20 protein-coding genes, 1 tRNA gene and 1 pseudogene are annotated in these 21,428 nt (G+C 58.0%); 12 read left to right on the top strand and 10 right to left on the bottom strand.

The features are described from left to right. Positions 1 to 13: 13 nt before the first annotated feature. The 3 genes from kdpC (at position 14) to H8709_RS03670 (ending at position 4,123) form a co-directional block, all read left to right on the top strand. Positions 14 to 622, top strand: a complete 609-nt coding sequence (gene kdpC / locus H8709_RS03680) for a potassium-transporting ATPase subunit KdpC (protein ID WP_262397030.1) — start codon at positions 14 to 16, stop codon at positions 620 to 622. Between the two features lie 116 nt (positions 623 to 738). Beyond that, positions 739 to 3,435, top strand: a complete 2,697-nt coding sequence (locus H8709_RS03675; protein ID WP_392391651.1) for a DUF4118 domain-containing protein — start codon at positions 739 to 741, stop codon at positions 3,433 to 3,435. Then, positions 3,428 to 4,123, top strand: a complete 696-nt coding sequence (locus tag H8709_RS03670) for a response regulator (protein WP_262397029.1) — start codon at positions 3,428 to 3,430, stop codon at positions 4,121 to 4,123. The genes H8709_RS03675 and H8709_RS03670 overlap by 8 nt, the downstream gene beginning before the upstream one ends. A 97-nt stretch (positions 4,124 to 4,220) precedes the next feature. Here H8709_RS03670 and H8709_RS03665 read toward each other — a convergent pair. The 3 genes from H8709_RS03665 to H8709_RS03655 form a co-directional block, all read right to left on the bottom strand. Then, positions 4,221 to 4,296: transfer RNA gene (locus H8709_RS03665), tRNA-Ala, on the bottom strand. A gap of 106 nt (positions 4,297 to 4,402) precedes the next feature. Continuing rightward, a complete protein-coding gene (locus tag H8709_RS03660; RefSeq protein WP_262397028.1) occupies positions 4,403 to 6,034 on the bottom strand; it encodes a hypothetical protein in 1,632 nt (543 codons plus the stop codon). Further along, positions 6,021 to 6,749: an ABC transporter ATP-binding protein gene (locus H8709_RS03655; protein ID WP_262397027.1), complete on the bottom strand. Its 729-nt coding sequence runs from the start codon at positions 6,747 to 6,749 to the stop codon at positions 6,021 to 6,023. The genes H8709_RS03660 and H8709_RS03655 overlap by 14 nt, the downstream gene beginning before the upstream one ends. A 316-nt stretch (positions 6,750 to 7,065) precedes the next feature. Between H8709_RS03655 and H8709_RS03650 the strand changes: the two genes are divergently transcribed. From H8709_RS03650 to H8709_RS03640, 3 genes are all read left to right on the top strand, one after another. Then, a complete protein-coding gene (locus H8709_RS03650; protein WP_262397026.1) occupies positions 7,066 to 7,335 on the top strand; it encodes a hypothetical protein in 270 nt (89 codons plus the stop codon). A 129-nt stretch (positions 7,336 to 7,464) separates the two neighbouring features. Then, complete coding sequence (locus H8709_RS03645; protein ID WP_262397312.1) at positions 7,465 to 8,925, top strand: NADP-dependent glyceraldehyde-3-phosphate dehydrogenase; 1,461 nt, start codon at positions 7,465 to 7,467, stop codon at positions 8,923 to 8,925. 248 nt (positions 8,926 to 9,173) lie between these two features. After that, the gene (locus H8709_RS03640; protein WP_262397025.1) at positions 9,174 to 9,566 is read left to right on the top strand and encodes a DUF1622 domain-containing protein; all 393 of its coding nucleotides are present in this window, start codon (positions 9,174 to 9,176) and stop codon (positions 9,564 to 9,566) included. 213 nt (positions 9,567 to 9,779) lie between these two features. Here the strand turns inward: H8709_RS03640 and H8709_RS03635 are convergent, their stop codons facing one another. Continuing rightward, entirely contained in the window at positions 9,780 to 10,580 is an 801-nt protein-coding gene (locus H8709_RS03635; RefSeq protein WP_262397024.1) for an HAD-IIA family hydrolase, read from the bottom strand. Positions 10,581 to 10,843: 263 nt separating this feature from the next. Between H8709_RS03635 and H8709_RS03630 the strand changes: the two genes are divergently transcribed. Next, positions 10,844 to 12,949 carry an ATP-dependent helicase gene (locus H8709_RS03630; RefSeq protein ID WP_262397023.1) on the top strand — a complete coding sequence of 702 codons (2,106 nt, stop codon included), beginning with the start codon at positions 10,844 to 10,846 and terminating at the stop codon, positions 12,947 to 12,949. A 20-nt stretch (positions 12,950 to 12,969) separates the two neighbouring features. Then, positions 12,970 to 13,599 carry a trimeric intracellular cation channel family protein gene (locus H8709_RS03625; RefSeq protein ID WP_262397022.1) on the top strand — a complete coding sequence of 210 codons (630 nt, stop codon included), beginning with the start codon at positions 12,970 to 12,972 and terminating at the stop codon, positions 13,597 to 13,599. Here H8709_RS03625 and H8709_RS03620 read toward each other — a convergent pair. The 3 genes from H8709_RS03620 to H8709_RS03610 form a co-directional block, all read right to left on the bottom strand. Further along, positions 13,589 to 13,873 (bottom strand): hypothetical protein, encoded by a 285-nt coding sequence (locus H8709_RS03620; RefSeq protein ID WP_262397021.1) that lies wholly within the window; start codon positions 13,871 to 13,873, stop codon positions 13,589 to 13,591. The two genes, H8709_RS03625 and H8709_RS03620, sit on opposite strands and share 11 nt — an antisense overlap. Positions 13,874 to 13,972: 99 nt before the next feature. Beyond that, on the bottom strand, positions 13,973 to 14,587 hold the full coding sequence (locus H8709_RS03615; RefSeq protein WP_262397020.1) for an ImmA/IrrE family metallo-endopeptidase: 615 nt from the start codon (positions 14,585 to 14,587) through the stop codon (positions 13,973 to 13,975). Between the two features lie 31 nt (positions 14,588 to 14,618). Continuing rightward, on the bottom strand, positions 14,619 to 15,125 hold the full coding sequence (locus H8709_RS03610) for a helix-turn-helix domain-containing protein (RefSeq protein WP_262397019.1): 507 nt from the start codon (positions 15,123 to 15,125) through the stop codon (positions 14,619 to 14,621). Between the two features lie 164 nt (positions 15,126 to 15,289). Here H8709_RS03610 and H8709_RS03605 point away from each other — a divergent pair, with 164 nt between their 5' ends. Then, positions 15,290 to 15,520 carry a helix-turn-helix domain-containing protein gene (locus H8709_RS03605; RefSeq protein WP_262397018.1) on the top strand — a complete coding sequence of 77 codons (231 nt, stop codon included), beginning with the start codon at positions 15,290 to 15,292 and terminating at the stop codon, positions 15,518 to 15,520. Positions 15,521 to 15,627: 107 nt separating this feature from the next. On the opposite strand, the gene H8709_RS03600 is transcribed toward H8709_RS03605, so the two are convergent. Both H8709_RS03600 and H8709_RS03595 read right to left on the bottom strand, forming a co-directional pair. Continuing rightward, entirely contained in the window at positions 15,628 to 15,903 is a 276-nt protein-coding gene (locus H8709_RS03600) for a hypothetical protein (protein ID WP_262397017.1), read from the bottom strand. Then, positions 15,904 to 16,449, bottom strand: a complete 546-nt coding sequence (locus H8709_RS03595; protein ID WP_262397016.1) for a glutathione peroxidase — start codon at positions 16,447 to 16,449, stop codon at positions 15,904 to 15,906. Between the two features lie 210 nt (positions 16,450 to 16,659). Between H8709_RS03595 and H8709_RS03590 the strand changes: the two genes are divergently transcribed. Beyond that, positions 16,660 to 18,747: a sodium-translocating pyrophosphatase gene (locus tag H8709_RS03590; RefSeq protein ID WP_262397015.1), complete on the top strand. Its 2,088-nt coding sequence runs from the start codon at positions 16,660 to 16,662 to the stop codon at positions 18,745 to 18,747. A 274-nt stretch (positions 18,748 to 19,021) separates the two neighbouring features. Here the strand turns inward: H8709_RS03590 and H8709_RS03585 are convergent, their stop codons facing one another. Further along, positions 19,022 to 19,474, bottom strand: coding sequence for a metal-dependent transcriptional regulator (locus tag H8709_RS03585; protein ID WP_262397014.1), 453 nt, complete (start codon positions 19,472 to 19,474; stop codon positions 19,022 to 19,024). Between the two features lie 159 nt (positions 19,475 to 19,633). Here H8709_RS03585 and H8709_RS03580 point away from each other — a divergent pair, with 159 nt between their 5' ends. Together H8709_RS03580 and H8709_RS03575 are read left to right on the top strand one after the other, a co-directional pair. Further along, on the top strand, positions 19,634 to 19,870 hold the full coding sequence (locus H8709_RS03580) for a FeoA family protein (protein ID WP_262397013.1): 237 nt from the start codon (positions 19,634 to 19,636) through the stop codon (positions 19,868 to 19,870). 88 nt (positions 19,871 to 19,958) lie between these two features. Beyond that, positions 19,959 to 21,260: pseudogene (locus tag H8709_RS03575) on the top strand (FeoB small GTPase domain-containing protein); the annotation flags it as partial. Positions 21,261 to 21,428 lie beyond the last annotated feature (168 nt).

Below are 21,428 nucleotides of genomic sequence, written 5' to 3'. Positions count from 1 at the left end.
AGGAGGCTTTCTCATGCAAATTCTCAAAAAGGCGCTGCCCAAGGCGGCCCTCATCTTTCTGATCTTTACCCTGCTTTGCGGCGTTGTCTATACCGCCGTCGTCACGGGGCTTTCCCGGCTGCTTTTCCCCCACCAGGCAAACGGCAGCATCATCGAGGTGGATGGCAAGCAGTACGGCTGCGAACTCCTGGGTCAGCAATACACCGACGACGCCCACCTGTGGGGGCGCATCATGAAGCTGGACGTCTCCACCTATGTGGATGAAGATGGGAAGAGGCTCCTCTACGCCGCCCCGTCCAATTTGAGTCCGGCCAGCGAGGAGTATGAGGCGCTGGTGGCCGAGCGGGTGGAGAAGCTGCGGGCGGCCAATCCCGATCGGGACACTTCCGCCGTGCCGGTGGATCTGATCACCGGCTCGGGCAGCGGCCTCGATCCACACATTTCACCGGCGGCGGCCGAATATCAAGTCCCCCGCATCGCGAAAGCCAGCGGCAGGACACAAGACGAGGTCCGGCAGATCATAGAGAAGTGCACCGAAGGCCGGTTCCTGGGACTGTTTGGGGAGGAGACGGTCCACGTCCTCAAGGTAAATCTGATGCTCGACGGCATCCTAACGGCATAGAAAAAAGAGGGAAGCGTGTTTTCACGCTTCCCTCTTTATGCAATCTTAACGCCGGCATGCCCCTTTCTAATGGAGCGTTAAATCAGAAACTGCTATACTTTTTCATATTGGAGGTGATGGGCGTGGAAGCACCCAGAATGGAGCCGGAAGAATTTCTGCGGCAGCTGAGACAGGAGGAAAGTACGGCGGGCCGGGGATCCCTCAAGATCTTTTTCGGCTATGCGGCGGGGGTGGGGAAGACCTACGCCATGCTCCAGGCGGCCCACGCCGCCAAACGCCGGGGCATCGATGTGGTGGCCGGGTACGTGGAGCCCCACGCCCGTCCCCAGACGGCGGCCCTCCTCAACGGCCTGGAGGAGCTGCCCACCCGGGAAGTGAAGCAAAACGGCGTCACCCTGCGCGAATTTGATCTGGACGCCGCCATCGGGCGCCGCCCCCAGCTCATCTTGGTGGATGAACTGGCCCACACCAATGCCGACGCCTGCCGCCACCGCAAGCGGTACCAGGACATCCACGAGCTTCTCGACCAGGGAATCGACGTCTATACCACTCTCAACGTCCAGCACATCGAAAGCCTCAACGATCTGGTGGCCTCCATCACCGGCATTACGGTGATGGAGCGCGTCCCCGACTCGGTCTTCGACAAGGCCGGCCAGGTGGAGCTGGTGGACATCGAGCCTAGGGATCTCATCGAGCGTCTGAGCGAGGGGAAGGTCTATGGGAAGACCCAGGCGAAGAGAGCGCTGGGCAACTTTTTTACCCTGCAAAACCTGGTGGCTCTACGGGAAATTGCCCTGCGCCGGTGCGCCGACCGGGTCAATCGGATGTCCCATTTGGGCGGAGGACGGATGAGCTCCTTCTTTACCGAGGAGCACATCCTGGTCTGTCTGTCCTCCTCCCCGTCAAACGCCAAGATCATCCGGACCGCCGCCCGGATGGCCGGCGCCTTCAATGGCAGCTTCACCGCCCTGTTTGTGGAGACGCCGGACTTTGCCTCCATCACTGAGGAAAACAAGGAGCGGCTGCGGCAGAATATCCACCTCGCCCAGCAATTGGGGGCGGCCATCGAAACGGTGTATGGGGAGGACATCGCTTTTCAAATTTCGGAGTTCGCGCGGCTTTCCGGTGTCTCCAAAATTGTCCTGGGTCGCAGCAGCACCCGGCGCAGCCTGGTGCCGGGCCGCCCCTCCTTGACCGAGCGCATCACCCAGCTTTCCCCCAACCTGGACATCTACATCATCCCCGACCAGGATGCGCCGTCCTACCGGGCCCGGCGTCCTTCCTCTCGAAAAGCGGGACTGAGCGGAATGGATCTTCTTAAAAGTGCTGCGGTGCTGGTGGCCGCTACGGGCATCGGGTATCTCTTTTTTCTGTTGGGCCTCAGCGAAGCGAATATCATCACCGTCTATATTCTGGGCGTGCTGGTGACGGCGATCCTCACTTCCCAGCGGGTCATGAGTCTGGTAAGCTCCGTCATCAGCGTCATGCTCTTTAATTTCCTCTTCACTGAGCCCCGCTTTACCCTCAACGCCTACGACCCCCAATATCTTGCCACCTTTCCCATCATGCTGTTGGCGGCGTTTCTCACAAGCTCCTTAGCCGTGCGGATTCAGCAGCAGGCCCGGCAGGCCGCTCGGACGGCCTACCGGACCAAAATCCTGTTTGATTCCACTCAGGCCCTGAGCAGTGAGAAGGACCCTGCGGGCATCATCTCCGTCACCTGCCGTCAGCTGACGAAGTTACTCAATCGGGACCTCCTATTTTATAAGGTACAGCAGGGCGCCCTGCTGCCGCCCCTGCTCTTTCCCGTACACAGCGAGCAGAGTATGGAAGGGTACGCCACCGAAAATGAGCGGGCGGTGGCCGCTTGGGTCTATCAAAACAACCGGCACGCCGGTGCCACCACCAACACCCTGGGCAACGCCAAGTGCCTGTATCTCTCGGTGCGGGTGGCCCGGGAGGTTTATGGCGTCGTCGGCATCGCCATTCCCGACGCCCCTCTCGACGCGTTTGAAAACAGCATCATGCTCTCCATCCTAGGGGAGTGCGCCTTGGCGCTGCAAAACGAGCGGGTGTCCCGGGAGCGGGAGGCAGCGGCGCTCCTTGCCAAAAACGAGCAGCTGCGGGCCAATCTGCTGCGTTCCATCTCCCATGATCTCCGCACGCCCTTGACCTCCATTTCCGGCAACGCGGGCATCCTTCTCTCCAGCGGGGACGATATTCCCAAGGAGAAACGACGCCAGCTCTATACCGATATCTACGACGACTCCTTGTGGCTGATTAACTTGGTGGAGAACCTGCTCTCTGTCACCCGCATCAAGGACGGCACCATGAAGCTGCGTCTGACCACCGAGCTACTGGACGAGGTGATCGCGGAGGCGCTGCATCATACCGACCGGCGACGCAACGAGCACCGCATCCAGATGAGGAGTGGGGATACCTTTATTCTGGTCAAGGTGGACGCCCGGCTCATCACTCAGGTCATCATCAACCTGGTGGACAACGCCATCAAATATACGCCTCCGGGCTCCGAAATCGTCATTGAGACGAAACAGGTAGGCTCCCAAGCGGTGGTGACCGTCTCCGACGACGGGGAGGGTATCCCCGACGACGCCAAGACCCACATCTTTGAGATGTTCTACACCGCACAAACCAAGATCGCCGACAGCCGGAGGAGTCTGGGACTGGGCCTTGCCCTGTGTAAGTCCATCGTCACCGCCCACGGGGGATCCATTGCCGTTTCCGATCGTGCGCCCCACGGCGCCGTTTTTACCGTTACCTTACCTGTGGAGGAGGTCCATTTACATGAATAAACCACTGATTTTGGTAGTCGAGGACGATGCCGCCGTGCGCAACTTGATCGCGACCACCTTAGAAACCCATCAATACCGTTTTCACACCGCACCCACGGGGGAGGCCGCCATTTTGGAGGCGGTCTCCCACAACCCGGAGGTCATCCTCTTGGACTTAGGGCTGCCCGATATGGATGGCATCGAGATCATCCGAAAAATCCGCTCTTGGGCCAAGACCCCCATCATCGTCATCAGCGCCCGCAGCGAGGACACCGATAAAATCGACGCCCTGGACGCCGGCGCGGACGACTATCTGACAAAACCCTTCTCGGTGGAAGAACTGCTGGCCCGGCTGCGGGTCACCTTCCGCCGCCTCAACGACGGGGGCGCGGTCCAGATGGCGGCCGCGGTCTTCCAAAACGGGGCGATGAAGATTGACTACGCAGCCGGATGCGTCTACTTGGATGGGAAAGAACTGCATCTGACGCCGATTGAATATAAGCTGCTGTGCCTGCTCGCCAAGAACGCTGGGAAGGTATTGACCCACACTTATATTACCAAGGAAATATGGGGCACGGCCTGGGACAACGACGTGGCGTCCCTGCGGGTCTTTATGGCCACGTTGCGCAAGAAGATTGAGCCGGACCCCTCCAACCCCCAGTATATCCAGACCCACATCGGAGTGGGGTACCGGATGCTCAAAGTGTAAAAGAAAAAGCCTGAAACGACAGTCATCGTTTCAGGCTTTTTTATGGAGCTGAATACGCAAAATCCGAACCCATCTCTGAGTTCGGATTTGCACTGTTTGGTGGAGACGAAGAGGATCGAACTCTCGACCTTACGGATGCGAACCGTACGCTCTCCCAGCTGAGCTACGCCCCCATATTTTTGAGTGCTTTAATATTATACAATATCTTTTTCAAATTGTAAAGAGAAAAATTGACAAAAAAAGCCCCGTGCCAACAGCACGGGGCTTTTCGCTTAAAAGCTATTTAATGCGGAAGGTTTTGGGCGCGAATTTGTAGACGAGCGCCAGGGCTACTACCATATAGGAGAGGGTGGCGCCCAGCACGATAAAAGCGAAATTGGAGGGCACGGTGTGGATCTGTAGGCACATGTAGCACACCATGTACACCACCACATTGATGATGTTAAACAGCGGATTTTTCATGTCGAGCTCAGTGGTGTAGGGCTGGCAGACGTAGTACAAAAACAGATGGTGCACCGAGAAGAAGAGGGATAGAAACAGGATACAGAGCATGAAAAAGATCATGTCTTTGGGGGACCAGGTGACGCCGCTGAGGAAGATAAGCCCTCCCACCGCCAGGCAGATGGCGGCGGCCAAAATCAGGTTGAGTCCCGCGATGCGGGCCAAACGGATCTGGAAGTTGCGCAGGATGGCGCCACGCTCCCGGTAATAGCTGTACCGAAGCAAACTGATGTCGCAGTTATAAAACATGGCCCGGCAGATTCGCTCGCCGATGGAGGCAAAGTACATAACAAAGCAAAAGGCGGGGAGGAGCCGGGAGAGAACCTGGGAGAAGGTGGGGCGAAACTCGGGAAAGAACAGAAGCGCCGCCCCGCATCCCACGAAAAGAACCGCCACAATCAGCAGCCGCCGGTAGAGGGGGAGCACCAGCATCCGCCGGTGGCGCTCAAAAAAGATGGTGTTGAGGTACCGGTAGCCCTTCTGGTTGCCGTGCTTGCCCGCGATGAGTTCCTCGCCGGTAAAATCGGAGTCCCGGAGCTTGACGTCACGGAAGCGGTTTTGCGCCGCCGTTTTCTGGGGGTCGGCGGAGATTTTGTCATGGACCAGCACGTCCTGTGCCGCCGCCCGGTAGCCGGGATAGCGAAGGATATACCGCAGGGACAAAGCGCCGAGAATAAGCGCCGCGAGGACCGCGGGGAAGAAGAACGCCCATCTCCCCACGGCATAAGCGGATCCCGCCGCCAGAGGCGCATAGGCCAGGATGGCGCCCGCCACCAGCAAAATGCTGATGAGGACATAGCTTGTGCTCAGCACCCGTTTGGTGCGCCGGTAGACGATAAGCTGCAAGGCCTCTCCCATCAGACGGTAGCAGGGGAATGCCAGAATGAGGCCGATGAGCTGCCAGGCGTTGCAGCCGGCAATGATGCCGCCGATGAGGAGGCTGGGCAGGAAGTAGAGAAACTCGCTGCCGTGGTAGAAGAGGACCATAGAGCGGGTGTATTCCTCCGGGTCCATCCCCACTAAACGGATACAGATGAATTTGTTGGGCTTTGCTTCCAGCGCCTTGGGGGCCTGGACGGCGCCCGCCAGACAACTGAGGAAGAAAAATATGTGGAGGAACAAGTCCCCCTGCTGGGCGCGGGTAAAGCCGTCCTCCATCGCCAGCAAGAGGGGGAGGAGCACCATGAGTCCCACATACAGCGCCTTGCAGAAGAGGCGGTAAAGGGCGTAGAAGAGAGCCGCCACCACGGCCAGGCCCTGCTTGAGCTCCATCTGGGCGTAGATGCCGTCGGGGACCGCCTTGCCGATGAGGGGGATACGCTTGACAAAGTAGATCAATCGGTTCGCCATCGACGCCGTGCTGATGTGAAAGACGCCGAGGAGGGTGTTTTTCATATTATTGATGTTCATGGCCGTCCTCATCCTTCAAAATCTCGATGATCTTCTCCTCAAATTCCTTGCTGTGGAGCATGGAGCTGTCCACTGGTTCTAACTGCCCGCCGGTGAGTACCACGATTTCGTCGCACAGGTCGGTGGCCAGCTGCAAGATATGGGTGGAAAAGATGATGATGTGGTCCTTCTTGATTTCTCTGAGCAGTTGCTTCATTTCCAGCGCCACCACCACGTCAAAGGAGGTCAGCGGCTCGTCGAGAAGCATAATCGGGGGCCGGGTGATCATATAACAGAGCAGCTGGATTTTGTTCTTCATGCCGTGGGAATAGCCCTTGATGAGGCGGTGCCGGTCCTCCTTCTCAATCTTGACCAGATCAAAGTAGAAGTCGATGGGCTTGGGGTCGGTGATTTTGTCCTTGTTAATGTCCATGTAAAACTTGAGAAACTCATAACCGGTGAGAAAATCGGGGAGAATGGGGGTGGCAAAAACATAACCAATGTCAGAGGGCAGCAACTCCTTGCGCTCGCCGTTTTGCACAAGCCATGCTTTGCCGGCGTCAGGGGTGAGTTCGTCGCTCAGACAGTTGAAGAGGGTGGTCTTACCCGAGCCGTTGCGGCCGAGTAGACCGTAGATGTTGCCCTTTTCAAAGGTAAAAGACGCGCCCTTGAGCACTTCTTTGTCCCCAAAGGACTTCTGGATACCTTCTAAGATGACTTGCGCCTGACCTTCCATGTGTTTTCTCCTTTTCTTGATAAATGGTTAACAAACTAAATTATCGAAATTTTACCATAGTTTACCCTCCGCCGCAAGGCGGAAAAGGGGGCAAAAAGCCGAAATTCTGCCCGGAAAGGGGCGTGGGAGATAAGGGCATCCCCCGCTCCCCTATTTGCGGGACGGGGGATCATCAGGCTTGGGTAGGAAAGGTCTTGCAATCGGGGAAAAGCAGTGACATAATAAAAGAATCAATCCATAGGGAAAAGATACGCCGGGGGCTGGTATGTCCCGAGGCGCAGATGCCGCGATGAAAGCGGGGAAAGTGAGGATCATGATGCCGATTCGCATTATTGGATATGAGCCGGAGGATATCGAGGACCCGAAACCGGACGTGGTCAACGTCTGGTACGACGATTATGTCAACAAATGGACCGTCCAGGTCATCGACGAGGCGGGAGATCAGTTCGGCGATCTGGAATTTATGGTCGACGAGGCCGCCGCATTGCAGCGTAAGCGGGCTCTGGAAGGGGAGATCGTTTTGCAGCGCCACGTCTGGGAGCAAAAGCAGATGATCTACGGCGGCTCCTTTGAAGAGGACGAATAGAGCACAATAACATCATAGAAACAAAGACAGCAGCCTTTTGTACTAAAAAGTTTTTCCGGCTACTATTATTGGGAGTGGGTTCGGAGAATACTAGCAGTAGATTTGTACAGGAAAGGTTGCTGTTTTATGATGTTTGAGTCTATGCACGAAGGCCACCCGGTCTATGGCAATCTCATCGGCGGGGAATGGAAAGTCTCCCAGTCCGGCCAGTTCATCGACATTCATTCGCCGGTGGACGGCTCCCTGGTGGGGAAGATTCCCGCCATGACCCAGGAGGAAGTAAAGGAGGCCATCGCGGGAACCAAGGAAAACCAGGCGGCGTGGGCGGCGCTGCCGGTCTATGAGCGGGCCAACATCCTCCACAAAGCGGCCAGTCTTTTGGAGGAGCGCTCCGAAGAGATCGCCGACATTTTGGTGATGGAGATCGCCAAGGATAAGAAGTCCGCCCTCTCCGAGGTGACCCGGACGGCGGACCTCTTGCGCTATACCGCCGACATCGGCAAGGGGATGGAGGGCCAGGCCGTCAGCGGTGAAAACTTCCCCGGCGGGTCCCCGGACAAAATTTCCTATGTCAATCGGGTGCCGCTGGGCACAGTGCTGGCCATCTCCCCGTTTAATTACCCGATTAACCTCTCGGCCTCCAAGATTGGCCCCGCCCTCATCGGCGGCAACGCGGTCCTCTTAAAGCCCGCCACCCAAGGGGCCATCAGCGCCCTGCACCTGGCGCGAGCGCTCAATGACGCCGGTGTTCCGGCGGGCATTCTCAATACCGTTACCGGCAAGGGCAGCCAGCTGGGCGACTTCATCGTCACCCAGGAGGGCATCGATTTCATCAACTTCACCGGCAGCACCGAGGTGGGCATGCGCATCTCCCAGCTCTCCTGCATGAAGCCGCTGCTCATGGAGCTGGGCGGCAAAGACGCGGCCATCGTTTTGGAGGACGCGGACCTAGATTTTGCCGCTGACAACATCGTCTCAGGCGCCTACGCCTATTCGGGACAGCGGTGTACGGCGGTCAAGCGGATTCTGGCCACCGACAAGGTGGCCGACGCGCTGGCCCAGAAGCTCAAAGAGCGGATCGAGGCGCTCAAAATCGGCGACCCCAGGGAGAATGCGGTCATCACGCCTCTCATTAGCGACAAAGCGGCGGACTTCGCTCAGGAGCTCATCGACGACGCCTTAGAAAAGGGAGCAACCCTGGTCACCGGCGGGGAGCGGGTCAAGAACCTGTTGTCCCCCACCCTTTTAGACCATGTGACCGCCGATATGGAAGTGGCCTGGGAGGAGCCCTTCGCGCCGGTGCTGCCCATCATCCGGGTCAAGGACGTAGACGACGCCATCGCCATCGCCAACCGCTCCGAATACGGGCTGCAATCGTCGGTCTTCACCCACAATATCGACGAAGCCTTCTATGTGGCCAAGCGCCTGGAGGTGGGCACGGTGCAGATCAACAACAAGACCGAGCGGGGCCCCGACCACTTCCCGTTCTTAGGCGTCAAGGCCTCGGGCATGGGGACCCAGGGGGTGCGCTATTCCATCGAGGCCATGACCCGGCCCAAGGTCATCGCCCTCAATCTGCAAAACAGCTGAGACGGCGGGGATGCCCTTCGGGGCATCCCCTTCTTAGGCGGACAAGCTTTGTGGGGTTTCCACAAGAAAACCTGCCGGCCTTTGACGGGTGAGATAAATTCGCAGAGGAAAGCCCGGTGGAAGAAAATAGGGCTTGTTCCCGCCGGGCCCCGCCTGTTATAATAAAAAAATAGACGGCTCTGACGCCGGAGAATCGCCGGACGAGAAAAAGAGAAAGCCCGGCGGGGAGGAACAAGGGGGAAGACAAAATGGAAATGATGCACAGCCTGCTTAACAATATTGTGGACGTGGCCATCGTGTTTTTTGAGTTTATGGGGGTCATCGTCATCATCGTATCGGGCATCCGGGGCATCATCAGCTATGTTCGCCGGGATCCGTTGACGCGGCTCAATTTGGCCAAGGGCATGGCCATGGGACTGGAATTTAAGCTGGGCAGCGAGATTTTGCGCACCGTGGTGGTCCGTCAGTTCTCCGAAATCCTCACGGTGGCCGGCATCATCGCCCTGCGGGCGGCGCTGACCTTCCTCATCCACTGGGAAATCCGCAACGAGGAGGCGGACAACCACCTGGAAACCATCGACCGCAAGTCCTGGAAGGGACGCCACGACAGCGGGGAGGACGAGGAGAAAGCTGAAAAATAGCCACGGCCTACAAGATGGACGGGCTGCGGAAAAATTGTCAACCGGACAGTCTAGGACAAGGTGCGGGTTTACATTGACGATAGCCCCCATGAAAGGGCCGGGTTGGACTGCATCCACAAAAGAAACAGGGTGCGGGAGAATCGTTGTGCGATATAAAAGAAAAGAAGGCGAACCGCCACAAAAGCGGTCCGCCTTTTAGTATGTCAGAGGGATTTAGCGGGGCAGCGGCCCCAGATGTTCCGCAAGCTCCCCCAAATCTTTAAAGATAAAGTTGGGACGAACATCGCTCGTCTTTAGATCCTCCAGCGTCGTCTCTCCCGAGAGGACCAGGATGGAAGTGATACCGGCGTTTTGGCCCATGGCGATGTCGGTATAGAGCCGGTCGCCCACCATGGCGATCTGTTCCCGGGGAAGCCCCACCTTTTGCAGGATGGCGTCGACGATCTCCTTGTGGGGTTTGCCGATGACCTTGGGACGCCGGCCGGTGGAGGCTTCCACAAAGGCGATGGTGGCCCCGATATCGGGCATGTAGCCGGTTTCGATGGGGCAGTTAAAGTCGGGATGGGTGGCGATATAGGGCAGCCCCGCCCGCACAAAGTCGCACAGCTTCCAGAGCTTATCATAGGTGAGGGCCGTGTCGAAGCCCAGGACCACCAGTTCCGGGTCCTCCTCCACTAAGGGAATGCCCGCCTGCTCAAATTCCCGGGTCAGGGAATCGGTGCCCACCAGAAACACCCGTTTGCCGGGAAAGGCATCCTGTAAATAGAGAGTGGTGGCCTCCCCGGACGTAAAGATTCGCTCGGGGGCCACGTCAAAGCCCATCCGCGCCAGCTTCTCCCGGTAGGCGAACCGGTCCTTGGAGGAATTGTTGGTCAAAAACAGAAAATCCCGCCCTGTTTCCTTCATCTTTTCCACAAAGGCGTAGGAGCAGGGGAAAATCTGGTTGCCCAGATAAAAGGTGCCGTCCATATCCAGTAAAAACATGCGGATGTTTTCGAGTGTGTTCAAGTTCATAGGGCCCTCCCTTTGTGCCGCCAAGGTAATGTGAAAACTAAGTGCCGCGCGTCGCCCACGCCTGTACGCGCTCTTGGGGCGCCCACCGTGCTGGAACGCCGGAGCAGGCGGGCGCTTTGACCCGCCTTCGGTGCTGACCGAATGTTTGGCGGCGAATTTGCCTTGTCCATCATACCCCGACCGGACAAAGGCTGTCAACACCCTTTGCAATTGTTACGGGATATGGTAGGATAAAAGAAACAAAGGAAGGGCAGGGGAACCGGATGGAGGAACAGGCGCTGTTTGCGCATTTGAAGGAGCGCTTCGGCATCGTTTTCAGCGCCCAGCAGTACGAGGCCGTAGTGTCTGGGGGAAAGCCCATTTTACTGCTGGCGGTGCCCGGCGCTGGGAAGACCACGGTGCTGGTGACCCACACCGCCCATCTCATCGCTTGCCGGGGCGTGGACCCCACCCAGATCCTTACGCTCACCTTCAACCGGGAGGCGGCCCGGGACATGGAGGCCAGATTTACGCGGCTCTTCGGCGAGCGGATGCCGGCGCCCCGCTTTCAGACCATTCACAGCTTTTGCTACCAGGTGGTGATGAACAAAAGCCGCCGGGACGGCGTAAGACCCCCGAAACTTGTGGAGACGGTGCTGGGCGGCAAGGTCAACCGCCTGTTTTCCGAGCTTTTCCGCAAGTACAATAACCTTTCCCCCTCCCAGGAGGAGATCGAGGAAGCCAAACAGGCCATCGGCTACGCCAAAAACATGATGCTGGAGCCGGAAAAGATCAAAGAGCTAGACGTCTGCGATCACTTTATGGAGATATTCAATGGCTATGAAAGTTATAAGCGGGAGACGGGGCTCATCGACTTTGACGATATGCTCACCCTCGCCTATGAATATCTCTGCTGCGATCCAAAGCTCCTTGCAAGCGTCCAGGACTGCTACCGCTATGTGCAGGTGGACGAGGCACAGGACACCTCCAAAATCCAGCACGCCATCATCAGCGTCCTCGCCATGAAATCCCGGCAGCTCTTTATGGTGGGGGATGAGGACCAGAGCATCTACGGCTTTCGGGGGGCCTTTCCCGAGGCCCTGCTCCGCTTTCAAAAGGACTACCCCGACGGCCGGATCCTCAAGATGGAGCGCAATTTCCGCAGCACCGACGCCATCATCCGGGACGCTTCCACCCTCATTTCCCACAACAAGGACCGCTATGACAAACAGATGCACGGCGTCCGGGGGGAGGGAAGAGCGGTGGAGCACCATCTCGTCACCTCGGTGGGGGAACAGTATAGGTTTGTCTTACAGGAGATGCGCGCCCTCCCGCCCGGGCGGACGCTGGCGGTGCTCTACCGCAACAACGATTCCGCCATCCCCCTCATCGACCTGATGGAGCGGGAGGGGGTGGGTTTCCGTCTGTGGTCGGGGGCCATCAACCCCATGGACAACGCCGTCACCGCCGACGTGATGGCCTTCCTCTCCTTAAGCGCCGACCCCTCCGATCTGGCGGCCTTTGCCCGGGTGTTCTTTAAGACCTCCTGTTTTATCTCCAAGGAAGTCTACGCCTTTGTCAAAGGGAATCACCGCCCCGGCGTCAGCGTCTTTTCACTCATGCAGGACGCGCCCTACAAGGGGCGGTGGGACGATTTAAGGCAGCTCTCCGAGCGGATAGAACGCCTCAAGCTGCTGCGCCCGGCCGACATGATCGACAGCGTGCTGTGGGACATCGGCTACGAGCGGTATCTCAGCCGCACCACCCGCTCGGGCAGTCGGTACGAGGCCATGCTCTACAAGATGGACATGCTTCGGGAGCTGGCCAAAGGCTACCGGGACGTCTACGCCTTCGCCGGGTGCATCGAATCCTTCGGTGCGCTGTGCAAAGAGAAAAACAAGGTCCAAAGCCCAGTGACATTGTCCACCGTCCACGCCAGCAAGGGCCTCGAGTACGACGAAGTCCTTCTCATCGACTTGTTGGAGGGGCGCTTTCCCTCCGATGTGGCCATCCAAAGCCATGTGGAAGGGGAGCGCGGGGCCATTGAGGAGGAGACGAGACTCTTCTATGTAGCCATGACCCGGGCCAAGGACCGGCTTGTCCTGGTTGTCAGCGACGAGATTTCGAGGAAAAACAGCAAGGTGTCCCGGTTTGTCCAGATGACCAAGACCCCGCCCGAGCGCCCTTTACCCAAGACGGCCCCCCGGCCTCAGTCCACCCAGCCGCCCCCTCAGCTCGCCGGCGGGGAGCGGGTGCGCCACCCCCTCTTTGGGGAGGGGGTTGTCCAGGCGGTAACCAGGGAGCGGATCACGGTGTCCTTTGACGGCCGAGTCCGGGAACTGGACGCGGATATGTGCGTCAAAATGCGGCTGCTGACCCTCATCACTTAGATTAGAAAGGAAGCGGGAACATGGGAATCGACATCATCAATATCATGGAATATATCGGCATCGTATCCTTCGCCGCTTCCGGGGCGTATGTGGCCATGGGGAAGCGGATGGACGTCTTCGGCGTGTTTGTCATCTCCGTGGTGACTGCCCTGGGCGGCGGCATGATGCGGGACGTGATCATGGACGTGGGCGTGCCGGTCTTCTTCCGCAGCTATACGGGCATCCTGCTTGTCCTTATCACGGCTACCGCCGTCATGATTTTGGGGGACAAGCTGCGCTATCTGCTGCTCATCCCCCTCTTTGACACGGTGGGGCTGGCGGTTTTCGCCATCGATACCGGCGTCAAAGCCATCGAGACGGGGTACAGTCTGCCCGAATTCGTCTTTGTCTCCGTTATCACCGCCGTGGGCGGCGGCGTCCTCCGCGACCTGCTCTGTCAGCGGGTGCCGGTAATTCTCCGGCGTGAAATCTATGCGCTGGCCGCCCTGCTGGGCACGCTGGTGCTGTGGTTTTTGCACCCCTATCTGGGACTGATGCCGGCGGCCTATGTTTCCATTGGCGTCATCGTGGTGGTGCGGATGGTGTGCGCCTACTTTAAAGTGAACTTGCCCATCGCGAAGCTGAGAAAGTCCAAGCGGTTTACTCGATGATTTCGATGGTGGCGCCCCGATTGACCGACCGCTGGGTTAGCATGGAGCGGAGGTTGGCAGTGACCAAGGAGAGAAGGTTGATCAGCGTTTCCAGGTCGCGGTGGGTTTTGTCCTTGCCCAGGCTCAGCGCCAACAGGGAGGCCAAAGCCACCACATCCTCCTCACTCAAACGGATTTTGCTGGTGCGGGTGGGGCGGTTGCCCCCGCCGTCTCCCTCAGTGGCCGCGTGATCGTAGTGGGAGGAAGCCACATAGGCGATGGAATTATCGAGCAATGGACCACCCCCTTTCGGAGTAGTATATGAAAAACAAGAGAAAAACGCCCCTTGCCGGTTCCCCGGCAGGGGGCGTTTTTGGCATTGGAAAGGGGAGGGTTACACGGTGACGTCGATGTCCACCTCCCGAACACTGGTTTTTTTGGCGATATAGCCGGTGATAAAGGGCTCAAACTGAAGAAAAAGCCGCAAATCCTCCCGGGAAGCCAAAGCGCTCGGACGCGCCCGGAAGGCACAGAGCTCCTGGAAGCGATAGCCCGCCGCCTGGTGGGAAAATCCGGTGAGGCGTCTGAGCTCCGTCACCGAGTCCACCGCGCAGAAGTGAAGCACCACCAGCGGGCCCAACAGCTCCTTGGCAAGGGCGTCGGCCTGCGCTTCCAGCGGGTCCTTGCCCCCTGGGAGGGGCGCCCTGGAGCCAAAGGCATCCTCTTTCCCGTAGTGGAGCAGGATGTGGCTGAGCTCATGGCAGAGGGTCCACCGGATGCGCCCTTCCGCAGCCAGGTCGTTATAGAAGACGGTGAGCTTCCCGTCGATGGGGAAGGTCATGCCGTCGGGGCCAAAGCGCTCGAGCAAATAGGGGAGGCTCTTCCCCGAAGCCTCGCTGTACTGGCCGTAGGTGAGGACCGGCACGCCCATGTCCCGGAGAATTTGGAGGGGGGAGACGGGCAGGGAGCGGATTCCCGCCTTTTGAAAGACGTCCAGGGCATGGAGCATGGCGTCGGCCTCCTTTTAGGAAAGTGTCGCGTTATTCCTTGTCCTTTCCCTCCTCGGAAAAGAACATCCGGCTGATCTTCTCGGCATCCCGCTGATCCTCCTCGCTGATGGGGCTGACGCCGCCCCGGGCCGCGATGGGGGCACTGGCGGGTAGATGCAGGTGGGTGATGGCGTCGAAGCCGCCCTTGGAGACGGGAATGGCGCCGCCGCCGCTTTCGCAGTAGGAGAGCTGGGAGGCGGTGGAGGCGTTGACGGTGGCCTTCCCCCGGCTGTCCAGCCGCCGGAAGTTGAGAATGAGCCGGCTCTCCTCCTCGTCGAGCTGCAATGCCGGCTGACGGATGTCGGTGCGGCAGAGCAGGTAATCGGTGGAGACGTTGAGCACGTTGGCGATCCGGCACAACACGGCGTATGCCGGCTCCCTGGCGTCGGCCTCGTAGTTGCGGTAGGTGTTGTAGGGCAGTTCCACCTTTTGACAAAACTGTTGACGGGTGTATCCCTGCTCCTCGCGGAGCTCGACCAGACGTTGTCCGAATGTCATGGAAAAACACTTCCTTTCTCTCTGCCATCATTATACTACATGTAAATTCAGAACGCAATATTATTTTTTCATTTTTGGAGAATATTTTTCAAAAAAGACTTGATTTTTGTTCGTAACGAGTTATAATAGAGTCAAAGAGAAAACAAAACGAGGAGGAAAGCACCATGACGATCTATAAAAATATGGAACGGATGAGAATAGAGCACAATATGACAAGAGAGGCGCTGGCTAGAGAGCTTGGCATCACTGCCAGTAAGCTCCGCGGTTGGGAGATCGGCCGGGAGCCCATTCCCTCCGACAGCCTGATGGCCATGGCCGACCTGTTCGATTGCAGCGTGGACTACCTGTTGGGCCGCAGCGGCCGGGTGGAATACGTTGTCCGTTACGCATCATAATCTCCGATCCCCCTTGGAGTGCTATATGATGAACCTTTTGCAGCATCCCGCAATTCTCTCACAAACAGAGCAAACGCCCCGCACTTAAACGTGCGGGGCGTTTGCCTTTATTCCACCAGGCCGTCGATATACCGGCCCAAGAACTGCCTGGCAAAGTCGGAGAGCTGCCCGGCGCACTCCCCCCGGCGCAGCCTTGTGACCACCAGGCGCTCCTCGTGGGAAAGGTGACCGGCGAGGCGGCGGCGGATTCCCAGCGCCGTGTAGCGGGAGTGGAGCAGATGGCAACCACAAAAAATTTCGATGGTTTCCCCCAGTTCCTCCAGGGCGGCAAAGAAGCCGGGGTGCTCCTCATCGGTGAGGAGGACGCAAACAAGGTAGAGCATTTAGATGAGCTTTTCGATGGAAGAGGCGATGTCCTCGGGCAGGGTGGTGGGCTCGAAGCGGGAGACCACGTCGCCGTCCCGGCTGATGAGGAACTTGGTGAAGTTCCATTTGATGGCGCTGTCGTTTTGGTAGTCGCCCAGCTCCTGGCGGAGGATTTCGTCGAGTTTGGCCGCGATGGGGTGGCGCTCATCAAAGCCCGCGAAGCCCTTCTGGGAGGTCAGATAGGCGAAGAGGGGGGAAGCGTCGGGGCCGTTTACCTTGACTTTGGCAAACAGGGGGAAGGTGACGCCGTAGTTTTTCTGGCAGAACTGCTCGATGGCATTGTTGTCCTCCGGGTCCTGCTCGTGAAACTGATTGCAGGGAAAGCCCAGGACGACGAAGCCCTTGTCCTTGTATCGCTCATAGAGCGCTTCCAGCTCTCCCAGCTGGGGAGTAAAGCCGCATTTGCTGGCGGTGTTGACGATGAGCATCACCTTGCCGCGGTAGGGGGCCAGGGTCGTTTCCGTCCCCCCGATGGTCTTGACGGGAAATTTAAAAATATCCATGTAACACACTCCTTTCCGATAGTTTTTGAAAAAAAGAGGTGTTTATGCAAAAAGTGGGAGGTCGCGCCATACAATTGAAAGGAGTCCGCCTTGTTGTACAGCGAAAAGCGAGGCAAATGCTCGTACAATTTGAATAAAAATTTAAATAATTGTTGAAATTTTTAAGAAGAAGAATATAATAAAGGTGGACCATAGAAGGGAGGTCTTATGATGAGTATCACATTGCTGGCACCGCTTGGTTCCGTGCTTGCGCTGCTGTTCGCACTGTACCTTGCCAGACGGGTGCTCAAGGAAAATGAGGGAACGGATCAGATGAAAAAAATCGCGGACGCGGTGAGGAAAGGGGCCAGTGCCTTTCTCAAACGGCAGTATGCGGGCGTAGGCATCTTTTTTGCCGTGATGTTCGTCATCCTGCTGATTCTCGCCCTGACCGGACATTTGACCATTTTTGTTCCCTTTGCATTTGTCACCGGCGGTTTTTTCTCCGGCCTCTCCGGCTTTATTGGGATGAAGATCGCCACGGCGGCCAACAGCCGCACCGCCAACGCCTCCCGACTGAGCCTCAACTCCGGGCTCAAGGTTGCCTTTTCCGCTGGAGCGGTGGTGGGCTTCGTGGTGGTGGGTCTGGGATTATTGGACATTTCCTTCTGGTACTATTTCCTCAAATTCTGGTACCGTGACCTGGCGGCCACCGCCCAGGTGCAGGCCATCACCTCGGCCATGCTGACCTTTGGCATGGGCGCTTCCTCTATGGCGCTGTTCGCCCGTGTGGGCGGGGGCATCTTCACCAAGGCCGCCGACGTGGGCGCGGACCTGGTGGGCAAGGTGGAAGTGGGCATCCCGGAGGATGATCCCCGCAATCCGGCGGTCATCGCCGATAACGTGGGGGACAACGTGGGCGACGTGGCCGGTATGGGCGCGGACCTCTACGAGTCCTATGTAGGCTCCATCATCTCCACCGGGGCGCTGGCGGTAGCGGCGGGTCTGGGATTTTCAGGTGTTTCCATCCCCATGGTGCTGGCGGCCATCGGCATCCTCGCTTCCATTATCGGCTCCCTCTTTGTCAGCACCAAGGAAAACGCCAGCCAAAAACAGCTCTTAACTTCCTTGCGCCGGGGGGTCTGGGTGAGCGCCGCCCTCATTGCGGTCGCCGCCTTCCCGTTAATCTACTTTGTGCTGGGCAAGGAGCATCTGGGGCTCTATTTCGCGGTGCTGTGCGGCCTCATTGCCGGTATCCTCATCGGCTTTGTCACCGAATACTTTACCTCCGCCGACTATAAGCCAACCAAGCGCCTCTCCTCCACGGCGCTGACTGGGTCGGCCACCGTCATCATCGGAGGACTCTCATTGGGGATGCTCTCCACCGTGCTGCCGGTACTCATCGTGGGGGCGTCCGTCCTCATCAGCTACTTTGTTTCGGGCGGCGGCGCGGCCTTTAATATGGGGCTCTACGGCATCGGCGTCTCGGCCGTGGGCATGCTTTCCACCCTGGGCATCACCCTAGCCACCGACGCGTACGGCCCGGTGGCCGACAACGCCGGCGGCATCGCGGAGATGGCGGCGCTGGGTGACGATGTCAGAGCCCGCACCGACGCGCTTGACTCCCTGGGCAACACCACGGCGGCCACCGGCAAGGGCTTTGCCATCGGTTCGGCGGCCCTGACGGCGCTGGCCCTCATCGCCTCCTACATCGCGGAAGTGAAGGTCATCGCTCCCAACTTCGCCTTTGATATGAACATCACCAACCCCTCGGTGCTGGTGGGGCTCTTTGTGGGCGGGGTGCTGCCCTTTATGTTCGCGGCGCTGACCATGGAATCGGTGGGCCGGGTGGCCCAGAGCATCGTCCGGGAGGTGCGGCGGCAGTTCCACGAAATCAAAGGCCTCATGACGGGCGAGGCGGAACCGGACTATGCCCAGTGCGTGGACATCTGCACCCGCAGCGCCCAGAAGGAAATGATGTTGCCAGCGCTTCTGGCGGTCATCGCCCCCATCGTGGTGGGCATCATCCTGGGGCCCAACGGCGTGATCGGCATGCTGGCCGGGGCCACAGTCACCGGATTTATCATGGCGGTGATGATGGCCAACGCGGGCGGCGCCTGGGATAATGCGAAGAAATACATCGAAAGCGGCGCCCACGGGGGCAAGGGCAGCGACGCCCATAAGGCCTCGGTGGTGGGCGACACGGTGGGGGACCCGTTCAAGGATACCTCCGGCCCCTCCATCAATATCCTCATCAAGCTGCTCTCCATGGTGTCGATTGTCTTTGCAAGCGTCGTCATCGCGTTTCATATTTTATAATTGGGAAAAAAGAGCCGCGCTTTCAAGCGCGGCTCTTTTTCTGCTTGCCGATGGGGGATATCGGGCCGCGGCGCAGGGGAGGCAAGGCGCGCATATCGAGGCGGCGCGAAGGGCATCGAAGATCACGTCCTGCGGGAGGGTGCCGGCCCATCGGACTGACGCGCCGCAGGGTAGGAAAGACAAAGGCGCGGTTTTTATCGGCGGCCGTATAAAGCAGTTCATGGGTCGCGCTTTATGGGTCGCGGTGCGGATACAACAAAAGAATCCCTCCGGCTTAATTGCCGGAGGGATTCTTTTGTGTGGTGCTTTCTGCTTTTAAAGAGAGGACTAGCCGCTCTAGGTTGTGAATGGTCTTTTCGTCAAAGAAGTGTTCAATTTGTTCCACCTGTTCGATTTCGTCCTGGGTGTGGTTGAGCAGGCAGAGAAAATCGTGGAGGACGTCGTGGCGGTAGAGCAGATAACCTCCCAGCTCCCAGCCCTTGGCAGTGGGCTTGACGATGCCGTATTTTTCCGAGTCCACGTACCCCAGGTCCTTGAGGTTGCTCACCATTTTGGAGGCGGAGGAGGGGCGCACCCCCAGGGTGGAGGCCAGATGATTGATGCGGGCGTAGCCGTCAAGCCGGGCGGAACGGCAGATCATTTCTAAATAATCTTCCATGGCATCGGTGATCTCTTTGTTGTTTTTTAGTTTGTAGCCCTTGATGGTGCGGTATTCATTTTGGTCCATATGTCATCTCCAAAAAAGTTGTAGCAACCCCTATGCCATGGGAATAAATTAGTACAAGGAAACACAATTTCCTTCTGCTAAGTTTTCTACTGATGGGCGGAGGCCGTGTGTTTTAAACGGGCCTCTCCTTATTATGGTTATGAATAGGAGCTTTTGATTATGAATGAACATCTCTTGACACTCAGCGGCATTACCGAGGGCCAGACCGCCCGGGTTAGCGGCCTGCTTTCCACCGGCAGTATGCGCCGGAGGCTGCAGGACATCGGCCTCATCGAAGGAACCGACATCACCTGCCTGCAAAAGAGCCCCGCCGGGGACCCGGTAGCTTACTTAATCCGGGGAGCGGTCATCGCGCTGCGCTCGGAGGATTCCTCCCAAATCGTGGTGCAGTGCTAGCTGAGCGGCAGTCAAATAAATACTTAAGGTAATACGGCGCGGATGCACAAGAGCCATCCGCGCCGCGTGATGAATGGAGGGGTATGTAATGGGTCTGACGGCCAATTCGACAGGAATGGGCGCTGTGGACCACGGTTTGGTCATCGAAAAGGCGGACCTTCATGATCGGGTGGTGGCCCTGGCGGGCAACCCGAACGTGGGAAAAAGCACCGTCTTCAACGAGCTGACTGGGCTCAATCAGCACACCGGCAACTGGCCGGGCAAGACCGTCACCAACGCCCAGGGAAGGGCGGTACATAAGGGCGCCGGCTATATCATGGTGGATATTCCGGGGACCTATTCGCTGCTGGCCCACTCCGCCGAGGAGGAAGTGGCCAGGGATTTCATCTGCTTCGGCGACCCGGACGCGGTGGTGGTTGTGTGCGACGCCACCTGTTTGGAACGCAACATGAATCTGGTGCTGCAAACTATCGAGATCACCGATCGGGTAGTGGTTTGCGTCAATTTGATGGACGAAGCCAAAAAGAAGAAAATCCGCATTGATTTTGACCAACTCTCCCGCAACCTGGGGGTTCCGGTGGTGGGAGCCAGCGCCCGCAGCCGCAAGGGGCTCGGGGAGCTGATGGACCAGGTATCTGCGGTCATCGGGGAGAGTGGGCCTCGCAAGACGGTGGAAATCCGTTATACCAAGCCCATCGAGGACGCCATTGCGGTGCTCGAACCGGTGATGGAGGAGAAGCTCCACGGAAGGCTGAGCGCCCGCTGGATTTCCCTCAAGCTCCTCGACTACGACGAGACGCTTTGTACCGCCATGACCGAATATCTCGGGGAGGATCTTCTCTCAGACCCCCAGGTCAGCGAGAAGCTGGTGGAAGCCCAAAGGAAGCTGTCAAACAGCGGTGTCTCCCAGGAAAAGATGAAGGACGACATCGTGTCCTGCCTGGTGATGACGGCGGAAAACGTCTGTGGCGACGCGGTGTTTTTCGATCGGGGTAACTATAACGCCAGAGACCGGAAGCTGGATAAGATCCTCACCAGCAAATGGACGGGAATCCCCGTCATGCTGCTACTGCTAGCGGTCATCTTCTGGATCACCATCACCGGGGCCAACTATCCCTCCCAGCTACTGTCCGACGGACTGTTCTGGCTGGGGGACCGGCTGGGAGACTTCATGCTCTGGTGCGGTGCGCCCAGCTGGCTCTATGGCGCCGTGATTATGGGCGTCTATCGGGTGCTGGCCTGGGTGGTTGCCGTCATGCTGCCGCCCATGGCCATCTTCTTCCCCCTTTTCACCCTGCTGGAAGATTTGGGCTACCTGCCGCGAGTAGCGTTTAACCTGGATAAGTACTTTAAAAAAGCAAGCGCCTGCGGCAAGCAGGCCTTAACCATGTGACAGGGGAAATCAATGCAGCAGTCTCGTATTCGGATCAACATTGGTGTGATATTGAACCGATGGATATAGTCATACATATCGTTTCGATGGAATTTTAGTATTAATTTTTGTGACTAATTCTATTGTCTTTTTATATCGAAAGTTGTATGATGGACTTACTTGGAA

Origin of the sequence: Zongyangia hominis (genome assembly GCF_014385095.1) — a bacterium.
GTDB classification, from domain to species: Bacteria; Bacillota; Clostridia; order Oscillospirales; family Ruminococcaceae; genus Zongyangia; species Zongyangia hominis.
This window is presented reverse-complemented; position numbering and strand designations above follow the sequence as displayed.